A 16,768-nucleotide genomic window follows, 5' to 3' on the forward strand; every position below is an offset into this window, starting at 1 on the left:
GAGTTAATTGCATGTATTTTCTGATTATTTTGATGTATCTAACTATATCAGAATCTCCCCTTGGTTCACAATGCAGTTCATCGCGAAAAAACCATAAAAAAACCGCAATGTAAGCGGAAACATTGCAGTTTATCTAGCTTTTTCGCAGGATTACTTAAAGATTTTATAGGAAGTGTATTGAAAAATGGGATCGATATCAAATGATTGACCTGTCATTCCCTGCTCCCGTTTGATATAGTCCGGCAATATGATTTTCAAATAAGTCGAAGACAGCGGGTCATGAAGCAGCTCCTGTATCGGCATAAATCTCGCCTCCGCGATCTCACCTTCCTGCCGGCGCGGTTCCCCACCTATGTAATCCATCCAAAAAACGACCATATTGTCGCTAATGGACTCCCGGATGACGCCTGAACGGATTCCCGCTACTTGTCGCACGACCGCCTCGACACCCGTTTCTTCCAGTACCTCACGCACTGCTGCTTCATCTACAGTCTCGCCCTCCTGCACGAATCCCGCAGGAAATGACCATTGTCCTTTTAGTCCGCTGTACGTTTTTTTGACAACCAATGCTTCTTGCCCACGAATGACGATCCCGCAGGCACCTAGCCAAACCTTCCCTTCGCGCATCCAGCTCGCTCCTCCCAAGTCCTAGCTAAACGAAACCCCCGGCTCTTCTTCGCCGGGGGTACCTATCAATCATCCTCGTCATCTAGGAGCCCATTATCGATCATGTATCGCAGATTTTCCCGATCCCTCTCGCGGCCCTTTTCCTTCAGCCGTTCGATGGCAGGCAGGATGAGAATATCTACTTCACGCTGTACATGCCATGCCAAATCGTGCCGCCCCTGTTCCTCCAGATAAAGGCCCACTTCCATCATAGCGTTGTACCGATCCATCTCTTCGCGGACCATGAGCCCCCGGACTTGAATGCTCGCGTGACGCATCGTGTTACAGCTTTACTTTCTTTAGTGCGAGACCTACGCCGCCAATTTTGTACAAGTAGCGGAGGTCGCTCGCTTTTTTCATCATGGCTGCTGTGCTGCCGAACAGCTTTTTCGAACCAACTTGCCCGATGCCCTCACCTTTTCCAAGAGAGGCCAGTGTCCCTTGCAAATGCGGGGTGAATTTTTGAGGCAGATCGCCACGAACCAATGCAGCGAGATTCTCACCCAGCGTCTCGCCTTCCTGTACCGCGATTTGCGCAGTTGGCGGGTAAGGACGTCCTTCTTCGTTAAAGATCAATGCACAATCCCCTACGACAAAAACATTCTCATGTCCAGGCGCACGCAAGTATTCATCTACCTTGACGCGACCGCGCATGACTTCGAATCCTGCTTTTTCCACGATACTGTTGCCGCGGACACCTGCTGCCCAGATAACTGTCTTTGATTTGATTTCTTCTCCGGTAGCCAACAGTACGCCATCCGGGGTGCACTGCTTGATCGGTGTTCCAATTTTGAACTCGATGCCTTTTCTCTCCAATACATCCATTGCGTATTGGATCAGCTCTGGATCAAAGCCAGGTAATGCAGTTGGTGCTGCCTCAATGCAGTAGACTTTCACCAGTTCTGGGTCGACATCAAATTCTCGGCACAGCTCTGGCAGACGATCGCCGAGCTCTCCGCAAAACTCAATGCCTGTAAAGCCAGCTCCACCCACAACAAACGTGAGGTAGTCCGTACGATCCGGCTCATTTTTAAATTTTGAGAACATGTATTCAATATGCTCGCGAATATTGCGGACTGCATTGATGCTGCGAATGCTAAACGCATGCTCCTTGAGTCCCTCAATTCCGAACGTTTCTGGCTCGCTGCCCAATCCAATGACGAGATAGTCATACGACAGCACCTCGCCATTTTCGAGCGTGACGGTCTGCTCCTCTGACTGAATGGCTTGCACCGTTCCTTTGACAAAGTTGACTTTGTCCTTGTTCAAAATGCCATCCAGACTGACGCGGGCATGATCCGCAGGTGCCGTACCTGCAGCCGGCTCATGCAGCCAAGTCGTGATGTAGTGATAGTTGTGCTTGTTGACCAAGGTGATTTCTGCCTCATTGTAGTTGAGCTTTTTCTGTAGCTGCAACGTTGTGAGCAAACCACCGTATCCAGCGCCAAGAATCAGGATTTTGGGTGTACCCATCAGTATCCCTTCCAATCATGTATGATGTCATTGTTCATGGTAACTTAAGGAAGATTGTGCTATTTTTCACGTGGTCTGATACAGATTAAGATGCCCCATTTCATGATCCGTGTAGTATCGGAATTATTGCCCTGTGATGTCATCCGAACCACTCTGTGAAAAAATGCACAAAGTCAGACGTAGAAAAATGTGACAATTTCTTTACAGTCATCCTCATCTTATCGGCAACCGATTGGATTTGCAAGGTTTTTCTGCCTATCATCTTTCGAATTTTCTCTCCTTTTTTTCTACTTGTATGGGTTATAATGGTTGAGGAGTTCGCTTACGATTAATTCGGAGGTGCTTTGGATTGAACTTTCTGCAAAAGGACGAGCAAATCTACGACATTACGATCATTGGTGGCGGCCCTGCCGGGTTATTTACCGCTTTTTACGGCGGGATGAGGCAGGCCAGTGTAAAAATCATTGAGAGCATGCCCCAGTTAGGTGGGCAGTTATCCGCTCTTTATCCGGAGAAGTACATATATGATGTAGCCGGATTTCCAAAGGTTTTAGCACAAGATTTGATCAATAATCTGAAAGATCAGATTTCCCAATTTCAGCAAACCGTTTGTCTGGAAGAAAAAGTGGAAAATGTCGTAAAAAAAGTAGACGATGTGTTTGAAATCACAACGGACAAAGGCACTCACTACTCCAAATCCGTAATTATCACTGCTGGGGTAGGAGCGTTCGAACCTCGCAGGCTGGAACACCCAGATGCCGTCAAATATGAAAAATCCAATCTGCACTATTTTGTTACCGATCTGAACTCCTTCAAGGGACAGCGTGTAGCTGTTATTGGCGGCGGTGATTCCGCTCTAGACTGGTCCCTCATGCTAGAACCTATCGCAAAAGAAGTATACCTCATCCATCGCAGAGACAAGTTCCGCGCACATGAACACAGCGTAGAAATGCTCATGTCCTCCAAAGTAAACGTCACGACACCATATGAAATTGCAGCTTTGCACGGCGAGGAGCGCATCGAAAAACTCACGCTGGCCCATTGCACGACAAAAGAAGAAATCGATCTGGAAGTTGATGCAGTCATTGTCAACTTCGGCTTCATCTCCTCTCTCGGTCCGATCAAGAACTGGGGGCTGGAGCTCGAAAAAGGCTCCATCGTGGTCGATACCCGCATGGAATCAAACATTCCAGGCATTTTCGCAGCAGGCGACATCGCAACCTACCCTGGTAAGGTCAAGCTGATCGCTGTCGGATTTGGTGAAGCACCTACTGCTGTCAACAACGCGGTTTCCTACTTTAATCCGGATGCCAAATTGCAGCCTGGTCATTCTTCAAGCATGGACAACTTCAAATCGTAAAAATGTTTGGTCCCTGTTGTTGCCTCCGATGGCTGCGACAGGGATTTTTAATTCCATTGCATAACCGCTTTTGTTGGCGTGCACAGTAGAAGCAACGAGGAGGCGATTACGCTTTGAATCATCTGTGCCCAGTGTGCAATGGCTTCACGCCGCTCCGACAAGCGTGTTCAACGTGCGGTCAAGCTCTGCAAGATGTAGGCCGTCTGTATGACTTTTATGGGAGCTACAGCCCATACCGGGAGATAGACGATGCCAAGATGGACAACGGTTACATAGATCGTACGCGCCACCAATGCATCCATACAGGCTGGTGTCCCTCCTGCCAAACCGAACAGAGGGTCTTCCTGAATGAATGGACCCCTGCTATGCTTGTAACAGATATGGAAAAGGACGCGTACCAGTAAGTCGGTCACGTCCTTTTTTGTTCGAAACGTTATTTTTTCTTCATGGCCAGCTTTTCCGCCATGCGAGAATTGTTTGCTTGCATTTGTTCCAGCATTTGCTGAAGTGACTCCTTAATCTTGGCTGTATCGCCAGATTCAATCGCCGAGTCAAAAGCTTCGTGTGTTTTTTTCATTTGCTCGATCCGAACTTTTCGGGCGTCACGCTCTTCTTTTGGCCCCATGTTTTTGTCTTTCCATTCCTTGAACTGCTTTTCCATCTGTTCGTTGGTGATTTCGCCCTTTTTCACTTGTTCATTCAGCTTGTTGATCAGTTGCTTGCGTTCTTCATGCTTCGCCTGCCACTTCGGGTCGTCACTCAGCGCCTCGAACTCGCCCATTAACCGATCGCGTTCTTTAAACGCTGCCTGCCATTTCACCACGCTATCTGGTGCATATTTTTCCGCTAGCAAGAGCATGTACATTTTTTGATGAACGCCTCTGTTTGAGCTGTGTCGCACCTTCATGTGCTTCTCTCCATGCTCATCATGGCTGTGAGTCGGTTTGATCACCTGGGCAACTGTTGCTGATACTTCTTGGGCCAACGCAACACCTGGCATGGCGAGACCCATTACCAGCGCTGTTGTCATCATTCCTTGCTTCCACATCTTCATACTTTTCACTCCTTCTGGTAGATAACGTCTATGATTGGTCCGTTAAAAAGGACGCAACTCTTCTCTATCCAGCCCCAATAGTTTTACAAGGCCCATTTGCTCGAGATCACTTTTTGTTTTTTCGGTGCCATACTGATAAATGAGTTGGTAGATGGCCCTCAGGTTGTCATCGTATTCGTCGTTGTCCCGATCCGGCATGTCAGACCATAACGTATGTCCATGCATCCACATCATGAAATCCCCATGGACGCAGTTATTGAACAAATCTCGCATCATGCCCACTTGAACATCGGTCGCTTCGATCTCAAAATCGTACGTGGCGGAGCCTTTTTCATCGCGGATTTCTGCCACTGTCGTTCCTGCTTGCAAGGTCACGTAGTAGTGTTTCTTATCCAGTGTCACTCATCTCCTTTTTGGATCGCATCACCGACTTGAAAACTTTTCCTCCTTACCTTGTGCAAAAATCGCGAAAACATGTATATGACAAGCAAAAAAGCCCTCCGTTATGGGAGGACTTTTGCCTGCTAGCTTCTCTCTTGTATGCTACGATCGATCTTCTTTCCGCAAATTATGCCCGGTGTTCTCTCCCGTTTTCGGAGGAGTGCTGCGTGAGCCGGCAGATGCTTCTGTTGGGCGTTTGTCTTTATTGTTGTGCTTGGACATGTGGTTCCCTCCCTTACTCGATGAGTGGCTGCCCATGTAGTATGTCCCCACCTGTGAAATGAAAAAACACCTTGACCCGCTATGCAGGCCAAAGTGCTTGTTTGTTGTTTTATTCCAATAAGAGAATCGAATTATTTCACGACTAATTTTGCTACCATTTTACCATGGTCCGGTCCACAAATCACGTTGCAAAAGATGGTGTACTCACCAGCTGTATCGATTTTCATCGTTTTGCTGCCATCTTTTTGGAGGTCTACATCCAGCCCTTGGATACCAATACCGTGAAAGCCTTCTGTCGACTTAAAGTTGAGCGTGAACTCTTCGCCAGCTTTTACTTCAAAGGTTTCTTGATTGAATTTCCAGTTACTAGCTTCGATATTCACTTGTGTGCCAGTAGTCGCTGCAGGAGCCGCTGCATCCGTGCTAGCAGCTTGATCCTTTCCTCCGCCGCATGCTGTAATCAACATTGCAGACAATGCAACTGAAGAAACCAACAGACCCCACTTCTTGTTCACAATGACCCCTTCTTTCTTCTTTTTCTACACTTCCATCTTACTCGATGAAATCAATCCAAAATCTGGGATCGTGTGAACGAACAGTGACGAATTGGGGAACGATTGATGAACACACGATAGATCACCTCGTCTCCGTCTCTAATTTCATGGAAGATATGCCTTTGCCCGATACTCCGAGAGATTAAAGGACTGCCAGCTATTGTCCTCATACAAAATTTCTTTCCGCTCCTGCAGCATCTCCATAAACCTCTCTTCTACCTTTTTATCCCGCACAAGCTCCATAACCACTGGTATGGCGTCATAAGACAGCTCGCTCAAATACTCGATGTCGATGTGTCCAGTCGCATGATAGCGCTGTACATTGTTTTTGGCAATGATGACGTCCATATTGATGTAATTCAGAATGACGTAACTCACTAGTGTCACAATCGCGTAATACTTGATCAGGGAGAAACGGTCGCGCCAAATTTTCAAGAGAGCAATGATAAACAGCACAAACAGAAATATCATGAAAACGTGAGCTAACAGCCGCGTATGCGTATACCCGTAAGCATCCTCATACAGCGAGAGGCGAAAATAGGCAGACACGAGCATGAAACCCGTACAAATCGTCAGCATACTCAGCAGAACTTGAATGATCCGGTAGAGCATTGGTTTTGCCCGTGATGCAAAGTGCATCGTGCATAGGAGAATCAAGAAATTAATGACGGTGACCGTCACCAGCTCATTGAAACCATTTCTAGCATACTCGGCGTACGTCAATTCATCTGGTAAAACTCGCTTCGCCCCGCTGAACAAATACGATATCTGAATGTATGTAAACGCTGTGTACACCATATTGATGATCGCCAGAATCGTCACAAGGATAACTCCGTCCCAGACGATCTTTTGGTCATCTCCGGGTACAGGCAATTCCACTACTTCTTCTCGTTTCCCGAAAAGAGAATACATGTAAGCAAACACAAGGATCGTAATGAGCCCGATTAGCATCATTCGAAAAATTGCTTCAAGTGAATCGACATCAATCATCCTTCGCGGTATTTGACCCAGAAAATGGCCAAACACACTATCCGCATTCGAGAGCAAGGAGAGTACAATCACTAATAGAGGCACCGAGATGCCGATTCCGATGAAAACCTTCTTCATCACCCCATACTTCTCTTGGTTCAACCTGCCCTTAACCCATTCCTTTGTCAGACTAAATGGCAGGCGCGTATTCTTCGGGGTATAAAGAAGCAGTGTCTCCATCATCTCCATGAAAAAGCCTGCCTCGAACCATTTCTCTTGATGGCGCTTGGTGATCAGGATCGTTTGGATCACGAATAGAAACGGGATCAGTAACAGGTTGAACAGGTGAAAATGTGGATTGGAAAATAGAAAAAAGGTAAAGGCCAATAGAAAAATCGGAAGCGACCATATCCAGTCGAATACTTGCTTTCGAGAAAAGCGTATATGAATGCGTTGCCTAGCCTGCCAAATAAAGAGACCGTACAAGCCGATTACGAACAATAGAAAAGAGATGCCAAATCCTTTACCGTAAAACATCCAGTCAAACAGTAAGCCGCTCCCAAATGCCCCCAGCAATAGCCACTGCAAGCCTTTTTGTTCTTGCGTAACATCAGCCAACTTCTTCACTCCTTACTCATGCTTTTGCCTACAAGTGAGCTAAGAGCAGTCTCCAAAAAGGAGCTGCTCTCGTAAGTACGTGTATGTTTGGATAAATGTTACATTTTTGGTCAGGTGTATCTATTTTAATTTCTCGGCAATCATCAGTAAATCTTTTTTCGTCAGAGCATGATTCAAGGCAACCACTTCGATGAGTCTATTCTTGTCCTCTTGATAGACCTTTACGACTTTCTCTTCGGTTCCATCCATTAGCTTGCCAGCTATATACAGTCCCTCATAATGTTGCACTTTCACTTTTTCTACGATAGCATCCTGTCCTGCTTCTTCTTCGATCCATTTCAAACCTTCAAAGTTCGTGATGGCGATGTATACGTCCCCTTCCCTCTCTTTTCCTTCACTTCCTTTGTACAACGTATAGACTCTATCAAATTTTGGCTTAGGAGATACCTTTCGCACGACGATTTGTTTCTTCTCCTTCTCTGCCTCCTTGTACATTTCTTCGAATAACTCTGGTTGGCTATAATCAAATGGGTAGTTTACATGCCCATTTACAAATTTGTAGCCACCCGCGAGCTCATCTGGTACCTCATAAAAGCTCCCCACTTCTTTCTGAAGCGGTGGTGTGGATTCATGAATAACAGGAATATAGGTGAAGGAAACACGTTTTTTCGGATTGTCCGGGCCAACCATATATACGGCTGCTCCTTCGCCTGGCTTAAGCGAATTTCTTGCATCCTCAAAGGTTTTTATACTTTCCGCACTACTTTGCGGTTGTGGAGTAGCTGTCTGCTGCACTTTTACAACGGATTCCCCTTTTTCATTCTTCAATTCGTATACCTTCATGGCTGCATAAGCGGATGTTCCCCCAAACACAAGAATCGCCGCGACAAGTAATCCCAATCTTTTTTTCACTTGCTTCCCCTCCGACCTCATTTTTTGTTCCTTGATTTTTTGAAGGACCTGTTCCTTGACATCGAAATCATCGGCGGCGGCGGTTAACTGTTGTTTCCAATCATCGGGTTGCTGAGATCGAGTCATGTCTATCACCGCCTTCATTCTGGAGCATGTAGGATTTGCACTTTTTCAATGCACGTTCATACTGTTTTCGCAGCGTAGCTGGCTTCGTATCAAACAACAAGGCCAGCTCATCGTAGCTTCGGTCTTCCACCACACGCAAAATCAGGAGATTGCGCTCCTTTACAGATAGCTTTGAAATGGCCACATGAAGAGGGGTGTTCAAATACTCGGTATCTTCTATCTTCTTTTCACCCTCATGGCGACTGACCGTCTGAATCCCCGCTCGCAAAAAAGTGACCACGCGATTCAGCTTCGCTCTGTTTAAGAGGTTCAGACAATGATGATACGCAATCTTATACATCCATGCCGAAAAAGAAACGGTGTGCCGATAGCTATCCAGCTGCTCGAATGCTTTCAAGAAAACCTCCTGGACTGCATCCTCCGCTTCCTGTCGGTGTCCCAGCATGTGATAGCAGTACACGAACAACGGTTTTTGCATCGCGTCGATGATCAAACCAAATTGGTCGATATCCCCCGCTCTGACCTCCTTTAGCGCTTGCTCCATTTCGTTATGATCCAAGCCCTCTCACCTCCGATTCGCACGTATAACAAACAAAGACGTCATTTTGTGACACGATTTGGAAATTTTCATCCGAATACTCTCAACAAAAAAACCTCTTCCACTCATGCGAAATTTCCGCACAAGTCAAAGAGGTCTCTATTAGTCTTATTCACCAAATACTAGCAAAAGGCCTTAGTCGTCACATTTCTCCGCTTTGCCTTCAGCGAGTGCCGTCTTAAACGAAGAGCCACAGCCACAAGAAGCAACTGCATTCGGATTCTCGATGGAGAAGCCTCCGCCCATCATCGATTCCTTGAAATCGATCTCTGTACCTTTAATGTATGGGTAGCTGTCCTTATCGACAACAATCTTCACACCGTTTTGCTCGAAGGTCTCGTCGCCTTCTTTCATCTCTTCGTCCCAGCCCATCCCGTAGGTAAAGCCGCTGCAACCACCTGTTCTGACACCTACCCGCAAAAACACATCGGGCTTGCCTTCTGCTGCCAGCATTTCTTTTACTTTCAGACTGGCGCGCTCTGTCAATGTAATCATGCTTCTTTCCCTCCTTCACAGGCTCATTATTCCTGCACTTGTTACAACCAGTATATTCAGTTTACTAAGAAACGCTTCTTCCCACAAGCTTCCCCTGCACTTTACGTGCTCATTCTCTCTTTACAAATAAAAAAGAAGGGTTTCCCCTTCCTATGCAAAATGTGCATTATTTTCCATTAGATAAAATCTATACGATTTCTTCCGGCTCTCTGCCTTAGACAGACTATGATCGATCTGGTTCAGTTCGTTGTGTAGTTGATCAATTTGTATACTGTATTCTAGGACATCTGGATGATCTAACCCAAACTCTAACCCCATATTTACCATACGCTGTCGAAGGAGTTCGATTTTCTTGAGCAAAACGTCCCGCATTTGAAGCTCCTCCTAATAATAGATCAGGCTTTCTTACTATATTTTACAAGAACAGCTAGAATTTCGCAAACGAAAAATTCCTACTTTCCCCATTTAATGCCGATATTTGTTAGTTTTTTACAATATTTCACACAAAGAAATAACGGCTTTTCATGAGCAATGGAGTGGGAAAATCGGGCGAAGAGGAGCCGAGTGTAGAGTTGGAGAACTTATGATATTGTTCGTACTTACCAAGAGGTTTATAATATAGGTGCTCTTGTTGCCCGAGATTCACTTTATTCCTAAGAGCTTTCCACTCCCATGGAACGAATATCGATTGGGTACGACTGGATTAAAGCTCTTTCATCTAAGAACCATTGACTTTGAAAGGAAGTGTTTGGAATGGCGCTTGAAACGATTGCCATACAAGACAAATCTCTCGCCGGAATCGCAGAAAAAGTCATGCATGGCGAAAGACTTACCTTGGAAGACGGTGTCACCCTTTTTAATTCCAACGATCTTTTGACGATTGGACAATTGGCTAACGTTGTTAACTATCGCAAGAATCAGGATAACGTTTACTTTTTGCAAAATCTGTACATCAACCCAACGAACGTATGTGAAGCTCATTGCAGATTCTGTGGCTTCCGCCGCGATGAAGGAGATGAAGGTGCCTACACGATGAGCATGGAAGAGTTGCTTCATTATGTAGAAACTCGCTTCCATCCGGGTATCCGTGAATTCCATATCGTTGGCGGACATAACCAGCACAAGCCATTTGAATACTACCTCGACACCCTTCGTACCTTGAGAAAAGCGTACCCGGATGTGACGATTAAATCGTACACAGGTGCGGAGATTGAGTTCTTCTCCCGCATTTCTGGTCTATCCATCCGCGAGGTTTTGCAAGAGCTGATGAAAGCTGGTCTCCAAAGCCTTACTGGTGGTGGCGCTGAGATTTTGACTGAGCGCTATCGTATGAAAATGAGCCCGGAAAAAGCAAGTACTGACATGTACCTGCAAGTACACCGTACGGCTCATGAGTTGGGCTTGAAAACACATACCACCATGCTGTACGGCTCCATCGAGACATTGGAAGAGCGTGTGATCCACATGCTCCGCCTGCGCGAGCTGCAAGATGACACAAACGGCTTCATGGTATTCATTCCATTGGCAGTTCAACCGATCCAAGCAACAGCTGGCATCAAACGCCGCAACTCTGCCATTGATGATTTGAAAACAATGGCGATCAGCCGTCTGATGCTCGATAACTTCCAGCATGTCAAAGCATACTTCATCAACATCGGTACCCAGCTTACACAGCTTTCTCTGCAAATGGGTATTTCCGATGCTCACGGAACCTTGATCGAGGAGCGCATCAGCCACTCAGCCGGTGCACTTACCCAGCAAGCTCTGACTGTAGATGAGTTGGTTTGGTTGATCAAAGGCGCAGGAAAACGCGCGCTGGAACGCGATACCTTCTATAACGTGATCAAAGAACATTAATCCATAAAAAAAAGCTGATGCTCCAATTCACTTGGGCATCAGCTTTACTATTTTGATACGTGCACGGTTGATCATGCTCCCCAATGAACATCCTAAGAGAACAACCTACAGAGGAAAGTCTGCATCCAGCAGCTCTTCTTCCTCCCGTAATTTATTCTTGATTTTCACCAGTAATTCATCTGCTGTTGGAGCTTGTACCAATGTGCCGTTTACGAGCGCGAATGGCTCCATGTAGCATTCTCCGCAATACCCCAGACATCCGTACTCGAGTACGTCCACATCCAGATCAGGATCATTTTCCAATGTATCCACGACGGATTGCGTATAGGAGGAAACATTGCTCGCGCAAAATTCTACTAGTGGTTTCATTTATTGTCACCTACCGATTATTTCGACATCATCACGTACTTTATTGTACCGCGACTTTGATAAAAATCCAGCGGAGAAAACGGGAAAAAGATTCTGCTTGCATTTTTAGTGAAAGAGACTAAAAATAGAGTGGGTGCTGTAAAAAACGGACAGAAGAAAGGACTAGACCTTCTATGAAACGACTTGTGATCCTTGGAGGAGGATACGGGGGTCTTCGTATTATTGAGCGAGTCCTGTCCCCTGATTTACCAGATGACGTGTTTATAACCCTCGTAGACCGTATGCCGTTTCATGGCTTGAAAACAGAGTATTACGCTCTGGCGGCAGGTACTACACCGGAATCTCACCTGCGTGTTAATTTTCCAAACGATCCACGCCTGACCGTCAAATACGGTGAAATTGCTGGCGTGGAATTGGACGAGCAGGTCGTCAATTTTGCTAACGGGGACACCCTCTCCTACGATTGGCTTGTAATCGGATTGGGTTGTGAGGATCGTTACCATGATATCCCTGGTGCTGATCAATTTACATGTTCAATTCAAACCATGGGAGCTACTCGCAACACATACATGGCAATCAATAATGTGAACCCATACGGCACGGTTAGCGTTGTGGGCGGTGGTCTTTCCGGAGTGGAAATGGCTGCTGAACTGCGCGAGAGCCGTCCCGACCTGAATGTACGCATCATCGACCGCGGTCAAAACATTTTGAGCCCATTCCCGAAAAAGCTTCAGGAATATGCTTCTCAATGGTTCATTGAACACGATGTACAGCTTGTTTCCATGGCGAATGTCACTAGCATCGAGCAAGGGATCGTGTACAACCACAACCAGCCTGTTGAAAGTGATGTTATCGTATGGACAGCAGGTATTCAAGCGAACAAAATCGTGCGCTCTCTGCCGATCGAAACAGACAACATCGGACGCGCCAAATTAAATCAGTATCATCAAATCCCATCCCATACGAACGTGTACGTGGTAGGTGACTGTGCAAGCACCATCATCGCGCCGAGTGCACAAACCGCTGAGATCCAAGGCGAGCAAGTTGCCTTGATGTTGAAAAAAGACATCAAAGGCGAGGAGTATCCAGCTTCATTGCCTGCTCTCAAGCACAAAGGCTTCCTCGGTTCCCTCGGCAAAAAGGAAGGCTTTGCCAGCATGGGGAAAATGTCTCTGGTCGGTCAGATGGCTCGTGTCATCAAGAGCGGTCAGCTATGGATGTACAAAAAGCATATGGGATAGTGCACAAGCCTGTTGACCGGATGGTCTAACAGGTTTTCTTTATGTATATAATCTCCAAGCTGAATCGGCATAATATCGTAGACCGGAGAAACCAGCTTGGAGGTTTTTTAGTGGAACCAAACACATATGAGGATATGAGAGATACGCTGGCTGACAATTACATGCCAATGACTTCCTTTCGAAGCGGAGTCGAAGAGTCAGTCAGACCAGATGTAGAATGCTACACCATTCAAATTGTGAACATCGCGCTGGTCGGGGATTCAAAATCATGGGTTCTGGTAGATGCGGGGATGCCACAATCGGCGGAACAAATCATCGAGATTGCCCGGGAGCGCTTTGGTGAGGAAGCCAAGCCGAGAGCCATCTTGCTTACTCACGGTCATTTCGATCATGTCGGGGCAGTCATCGAGCTCGTAAAAGCGTGGAAGGTTCCCGTCTATGCCCATCCGCTAGAAATCCCTTATTTGACAGGCCAAAAATGCTATTCAGAGCCAGATGGAACTGTTGAGGGCGGGCTACTTGCGAAGCTGTCGCCGTTGTTTCCAAATGAGCCAATCGATTTGGGCAGCCATGTTCTTCCTTTGCCCGAAGATGGGAGCGTTCCCGGAATGCCTGGCTGGCGCTGGATACATACACCTGGCCATTCGCTTGGGCACATTTCCTTCTTTCGTGATGAAGACAGAATTCTCCTCGCAGGTGACGCTTTTGTTACGGTGAAGCAGGACTCGTTGTATCAAGTCGTTACCCAGCAAAAGCAATTGACCGGTCCTCCTGTTTATCTTACAACCGATTGGCAGGCAGCTCGGGAATCCGTCGAAAAGCTTGCCACTCTCGCCCCTGCGTATGCAATCACTGGTCACGGTCCACCTATGTATGGCGAGGAGTTGGCCGATGGATTGGTCCAATTGGCTGCGAAGTTTGATCAAGTAGCTGTCCCCAAGTATGGACGTTATGTGGATAAGGAGATGTAAACTGGCAAAAAAGCTGATGTCGGGATAGTATGGGCGTCAGCTTTTTCCCTTCCTATTCAACCAACTCAGGCTGGAAGCGCTGGGCCAATAATCGCGTAGCTTTAGCAGGATCAATCTCATACACAAGTAGCTCTTCGCCCCCTGGAGCCGCCACACACAGCTGTTCCCCCGTAGGCGAAATCAAAGCCGTCGTCACTTGTTGATGCGGAATCGCGTAGTTCACGCTGGCGAAGTAGATGTTGTTTTCCAAGCTTCGGCAAACCATTGCCCCTTTGTAAAAATCGGGATTGCTGACTTCCCCTGTAAACATCGGATGGAAAACGATGCTCGCCCCGCGGCGTGCCGCCCACCGTACCGTCTCTGGATATCGCCATCCTTCATGGCAGATGACAATGCCAAACGACACATCCTCTATCGTAGACAAATGGCGCCCTTCGCCCGGGACATAGTCAAACTGATCCTCATTTGGATCGATCTGATTTTTGATTTGTAGCCCAAGATCTTCGCCCTGTTTCCCCACAACAAAGGCGACTAGATGATAGCCGCGCTCATCCTTCCATTCCATCGGTAAAATGACGGCGAGTTGGCGCTCCTTCGCCAGAGCACGAATCTCTTCCAAAGCTCTGTATTGTACCTCATGATCGTATGCTTCCACTTCATAGCCTACACCGCGCAGCCCTGGAATCACCGATTCAGGAAAGCAAATCAGATCGCAATTATTTCGCGCAGCGTTGATCATCTGCTGCTTGATAATCGCGAGCCCCTCCGCCGCTGATTGGGGAAACCTCGTCTGAGCCAAGCCTATTTTCATGGGGAGATACCTCTTTCTATGAAAGATTTCTTTTTAGCTTTGTGAAAAATTCAAATCTGTCAGCCTGTTCAAGCAGAGCAGACACCTGTGCATCCCCTAGCTCCAGGATGGTCCACGAGCCATTTTCCAGCTTGGCGATGTCCATGGTAAAAAAGCGGCTCTTGATTTTTTTGGCTACCTCTAAAAATGGCTGGAGGTTTGGCGGCGTATCGTCATATTGTCCTTCCTCCCAGTAATTTTCCATGTACATGGGTTCCCCATCCAAAAAGAAAACGCGATATTCCTGGGATAATGGCATGTTGCTCTGCGAGTGATGGGTCAAAAATTGAAGCTTCACAAATTCCCGAAAGACGACTCCCTCATTCAACTCATCCTGCTGCAGCTCCAAAAATCGACTGGTCACTTGCTGTACCTTTTCTTTATCGGAAGCATCGGGAATATAGCAAGCCTCATTCCAATCGTGCTTTCGAGATTTTACATAATCTTTGATCATGATCGGAGCCTGTCCAAATCTATTTACGATCCGATGCACGTTTTCAAATGACGCGTCTATCTCTTCTTTGTGCAACCAGACCGAAAGCGGTGTGAAATCTTTAATGACTTCATAGGATTCAGGCAGGTAATGGCAATGCACGTACTTTTCGGGTGTATTGATTAACTCTATATTTTTGGCTAGCAGGGCGTCGTACAATTTTTGGTACAGGAACGGTTTTAGCATCCATCCCCTGTAGATAGCCGTTACTTTTTCAGGAGCGGGTTGTATTTGTTTCACAGCCGCTAACGGGTTGTCATGGTAGATCAGTTGTTCCAAGCTGATCAGATGAATGTCCAAGCCGAGTTGTTTTGCACACGTATACTCATATTCGTAGGTTTCATCGACTTTGTTTTCTTGAAATGGCTGGCTGCAAAATAAGACTTTCATCTGCACGATCCTCCTCTCAGATGATAGAGAAAAGTAAGGAAAAATTAGAAATTGGCAATATCATCCCATTATACAAGATAATTCTTAGAACGTAAAAAACCGTCAAGATTAATCCTGACGGTTTTCTTATTCTGCTGGTTTATCGCTTTTGGACACGTAAAACAGGTACTTTTTTCGGTTCAAAGGTGTCTGCCAGTACCTTCTCTTGAATGACATTCAGCTTGAGCAGACTGGAGATTTTCCCTGTATCCGCCTTCGACATGAGGCGCCAAAGCGAAGGATCTGGCAAGGCGTTGTAAAGACGGTCATCGTTGTATTCTCGCCGCTCCTGATAAGAGATCAGCAGCTTGTATTCGCCTTCCTCTGCGCTCCCTGCTTCGCTGTAAGCTTCAATTAGTTTACTCCGCAGCTCGTTCAACTCTTCCTCTACCTGCTTTTGAATTTCCTTCAACTCGTAGTAGCGAGCAATCGGTTGGTCCATCCGCTTTTCCTCCTTTGGTTACCCCTGTACCCAAAATCCATATGAGAAAAAGTCGGTTGGTAGAACCATTCGCTGGCAACGAAAACCAGCCTCCTTTTTCATTTCCGTCATGAAAAGGAGGCTGCGTATCAAGCTCTACAATTATTACTTTTCAATCATCGTGTTGATCGCTTCACCTGGGTGTTTTTTCAAGAAAGTAGAATACTCTACTTCCCATGGATTCCATTTGCCGTCACCTTGGTAGCCCCATACGGAGTTGATGCGGGAAACGGTATCTGTGTTGTTCATACCTACAAGTCGTTGCTCCCCTACCAGCTCAAATGTACCGTTCGCATCCATATCGACTGGAGTCAAAGAACCAAATGGATAGGAAAATACAGAAACAGCATCTTCTGTTGGCTGTACTTTGCCTGCTTTGTCATACAGCTTGGCAGCTACGTACACATCCTGGTTGGCACTTACGTCAAGCGTCAGCGGCTTCTCCAGGTGGGAGCCTTTGCCCTCTACTTTAAAGCCATCTACGAATTTCCCCTCGTAACGGATTCCTTCGTTTTCCTTTTCACCAAAAATCACGGCTGGTTTGTTGTTTTCAAAGGTAGCGATTACGTGGCTGTAAACCCCGCCGCTT

General features: G+C 46.6%; 20 protein-coding genes and 1 pseudogene. 4 read left to right on the top strand and 17 right to left on the bottom strand.

The window, feature by feature from the left end; all coding sequences use genetic code 11:
• Positions 1–150: 150 nt before the first annotated feature.
• The 3 genes from PMI05_RS02410 to PMI05_RS02420 form a co-directional block, all read right to left on the bottom strand.
• Positions 151–627, bottom strand: coding sequence for an NUDIX domain-containing protein (locus PMI05_RS02410; protein WP_007716740.1), 477 nt, complete (start codon positions 625–627; stop codon positions 151–153).
• 65 nt (positions 628–692) lie between these two features.
• On the bottom strand, positions 693–944 hold the full coding sequence (locus PMI05_RS02415; RefSeq protein ID WP_007716742.1) for a hypothetical protein: 252 nt from the start codon (positions 942–944) through the stop codon (positions 693–695).
• Positions 945–948: 4 nt separating this feature from the next.
• Positions 949–2,139: an NAD(P)/FAD-dependent oxidoreductase gene (locus PMI05_RS02420; RefSeq protein WP_007716743.1), complete on the bottom strand. Its 1,191-nt coding sequence runs from the start codon at positions 2,137–2,139 to the stop codon at positions 949–951.
• A 349-nt stretch (positions 2,140–2,488) separates the two neighbouring features.
• Here PMI05_RS02420 and PMI05_RS02425 point away from each other — a divergent pair, with 349 nt between their 5' ends.
• Complete coding sequence (locus PMI05_RS02425; RefSeq protein ID WP_007716744.1) at positions 2,489–3,499, top strand: NAD(P)/FAD-dependent oxidoreductase; 1,011 nt, start codon at positions 2,489–2,491, stop codon at positions 3,497–3,499.
• A 167-nt stretch (positions 3,500–3,666) separates the two neighbouring features.
• Here the strand turns inward: PMI05_RS02425 and PMI05_RS31575 are convergent, their stop codons facing one another.
• The 9 genes from PMI05_RS31575 to PMI05_RS02465 all read right to left on the bottom strand — a co-directional run bounded on the left by PMI05_RS31575 (position 3,667) and on the right by PMI05_RS02465 (position 9,860).
• Positions 3,667–3,801: a hypothetical protein gene (locus PMI05_RS31575; protein ID WP_255344484.1), complete on the bottom strand. Its 135-nt coding sequence runs from the start codon at positions 3,799–3,801 to the stop codon at positions 3,667–3,669.
• A 131-nt stretch (positions 3,802–3,932) separates the two neighbouring features.
• The gene (locus PMI05_RS02430) at positions 3,933–4,553 is read right to left on the bottom strand and encodes a hypothetical protein (RefSeq protein ID WP_007716747.1); all 621 of its coding nucleotides are present in this window, start codon (positions 4,551–4,553) and stop codon (positions 3,933–3,935) included.
• 42 nt (positions 4,554–4,595) lie between these two features.
• The gene (locus PMI05_RS02435; RefSeq protein ID WP_007716752.1) at positions 4,596–4,955 is read right to left on the bottom strand and encodes a hypothetical protein; all 360 of its coding nucleotides are present in this window, start codon (positions 4,953–4,955) and stop codon (positions 4,596–4,598) included.
• Positions 4,956–5,347: 392 nt separating this feature from the next.
• Positions 5,348–5,731: a cupredoxin domain-containing protein gene (locus PMI05_RS02440; protein WP_007716755.1), complete on the bottom strand. Its 384-nt coding sequence runs from the start codon at positions 5,729–5,731 to the stop codon at positions 5,348–5,350.
• Positions 5,732–5,875: 144 nt separating this feature from the next.
• On the bottom strand, positions 5,876–7,357 hold the full coding sequence (locus tag PMI05_RS02445; protein ID WP_007716758.1) for a DUF4173 domain-containing protein: 1,482 nt from the start codon (positions 7,355–7,357) through the stop codon (positions 5,876–5,878).
• 120 nt (positions 7,358–7,477) lie between these two features.
• A complete protein-coding gene (locus PMI05_RS02450) occupies positions 7,478–8,395 on the bottom strand; it encodes a hypothetical protein (protein ID WP_007716759.1) in 918 nt (305 codons plus the stop codon).
• Positions 8,370–8,954, bottom strand: coding sequence for an RNA polymerase sigma factor (locus PMI05_RS02455; protein ID WP_007716761.1), 585 nt, complete (start codon positions 8,952–8,954; stop codon positions 8,370–8,372). The genes PMI05_RS02450 and PMI05_RS02455 overlap by 26 nt, the downstream gene beginning before the upstream one ends.
• 174 nt (positions 8,955–9,128) lie before the next feature.
• Positions 9,129–9,488 (bottom strand): iron-sulfur cluster insertion protein ErpA, encoded by a 360-nt coding sequence (gene erpA / locus PMI05_RS02460; protein WP_007716763.1) that lies wholly within the window; start codon positions 9,486–9,488, stop codon positions 9,129–9,131.
• Between the two features lie 150 nt (positions 9,489–9,638).
• Positions 9,639–9,860, bottom strand: a complete 222-nt coding sequence (locus PMI05_RS02465) for an aspartyl-phosphate phosphatase Spo0E family protein (RefSeq protein ID WP_007716765.1) — start codon at positions 9,858–9,860, stop codon at positions 9,639–9,641.
• 381 nt (positions 9,861–10,241) lie between these two features.
• On the opposite strand from PMI05_RS02465, the gene mqnE reads away from it, so the two are divergent.
• Positions 10,242–11,345, top strand: coding sequence for an aminofutalosine synthase MqnE (mqnE, locus tag PMI05_RS02470; protein WP_007716767.1), 1,104 nt, complete (start codon positions 10,242–10,244; stop codon positions 11,343–11,345).
• A 105-nt stretch (positions 11,346–11,450) separates the two neighbouring features.
• Here mqnE and PMI05_RS02475 read toward each other — a convergent pair whose 3' ends face one another.
• Entirely contained in the window at positions 11,451–11,714 is a 264-nt protein-coding gene (locus tag PMI05_RS02475) for a DUF1450 domain-containing protein (protein ID WP_007716774.1), read from the bottom strand.
• A gap of 173 nt (positions 11,715–11,887) precedes the next feature.
• Here PMI05_RS02475 and PMI05_RS02480 point away from each other — a divergent pair, with 173 nt between their 5' ends.
• A complete protein-coding gene (locus PMI05_RS02480; protein ID WP_007716776.1) occupies positions 11,888–12,955 on the top strand; it encodes an NAD(P)/FAD-dependent oxidoreductase in 1,068 nt (355 codons plus the stop codon).
• A gap of 110 nt (positions 12,956–13,065) precedes the next feature.
• Positions 13,066–13,926 (top strand): MBL fold metallo-hydrolase, encoded by an 861-nt coding sequence (locus PMI05_RS02485; RefSeq protein WP_007716778.1) that lies wholly within the window; start codon positions 13,066–13,068, stop codon positions 13,924–13,926.
• Positions 13,927–13,978: 52 nt separating this feature from the next.
• On the opposite strand, the gene PMI05_RS02490 is transcribed toward PMI05_RS02485, so the two are convergent.
• The 4 genes and pseudogenes from PMI05_RS02490 to PMI05_RS02505 all read right to left on the bottom strand — a co-directional run.
• Positions 13,979–14,737 carry a carbon-nitrogen hydrolase family protein gene (locus PMI05_RS02490; RefSeq protein ID WP_007716781.1) on the bottom strand — a complete coding sequence of 253 codons (759 nt, stop codon included), beginning with the start codon at positions 14,735–14,737 and terminating at the stop codon, positions 13,979–13,981.
• 16 nt (positions 14,738–14,753) lie between these two features.
• On the bottom strand, positions 14,754–15,659 hold the full coding sequence (locus PMI05_RS02495; protein WP_007716783.1) for an ATP-grasp domain-containing protein: 906 nt from the start codon (positions 15,657–15,659) through the stop codon (positions 14,754–14,756).
• Between the two features lie 139 nt (positions 15,660–15,798).
• The gene (locus tag PMI05_RS02500) at positions 15,799–16,140 is read right to left on the bottom strand and encodes a hypothetical protein (RefSeq protein WP_007716784.1); all 342 of its coding nucleotides are present in this window, start codon (positions 16,138–16,140) and stop codon (positions 15,799–15,801) included.
• A 144-nt stretch (positions 16,141–16,284) separates the two neighbouring features.
• A pseudogene (locus tag PMI05_RS02505) lies at positions 16,285–16,768 on the bottom strand (hypothetical protein); the annotation flags it as partial.

Origin of the sequence: Brevibacillus sp. BC25 (assembly GCF_000282075.1) — a bacterium.
GTDB lineage: Bacteria > Bacillota > Bacilli > Brevibacillales > Brevibacillaceae > Brevibacillus.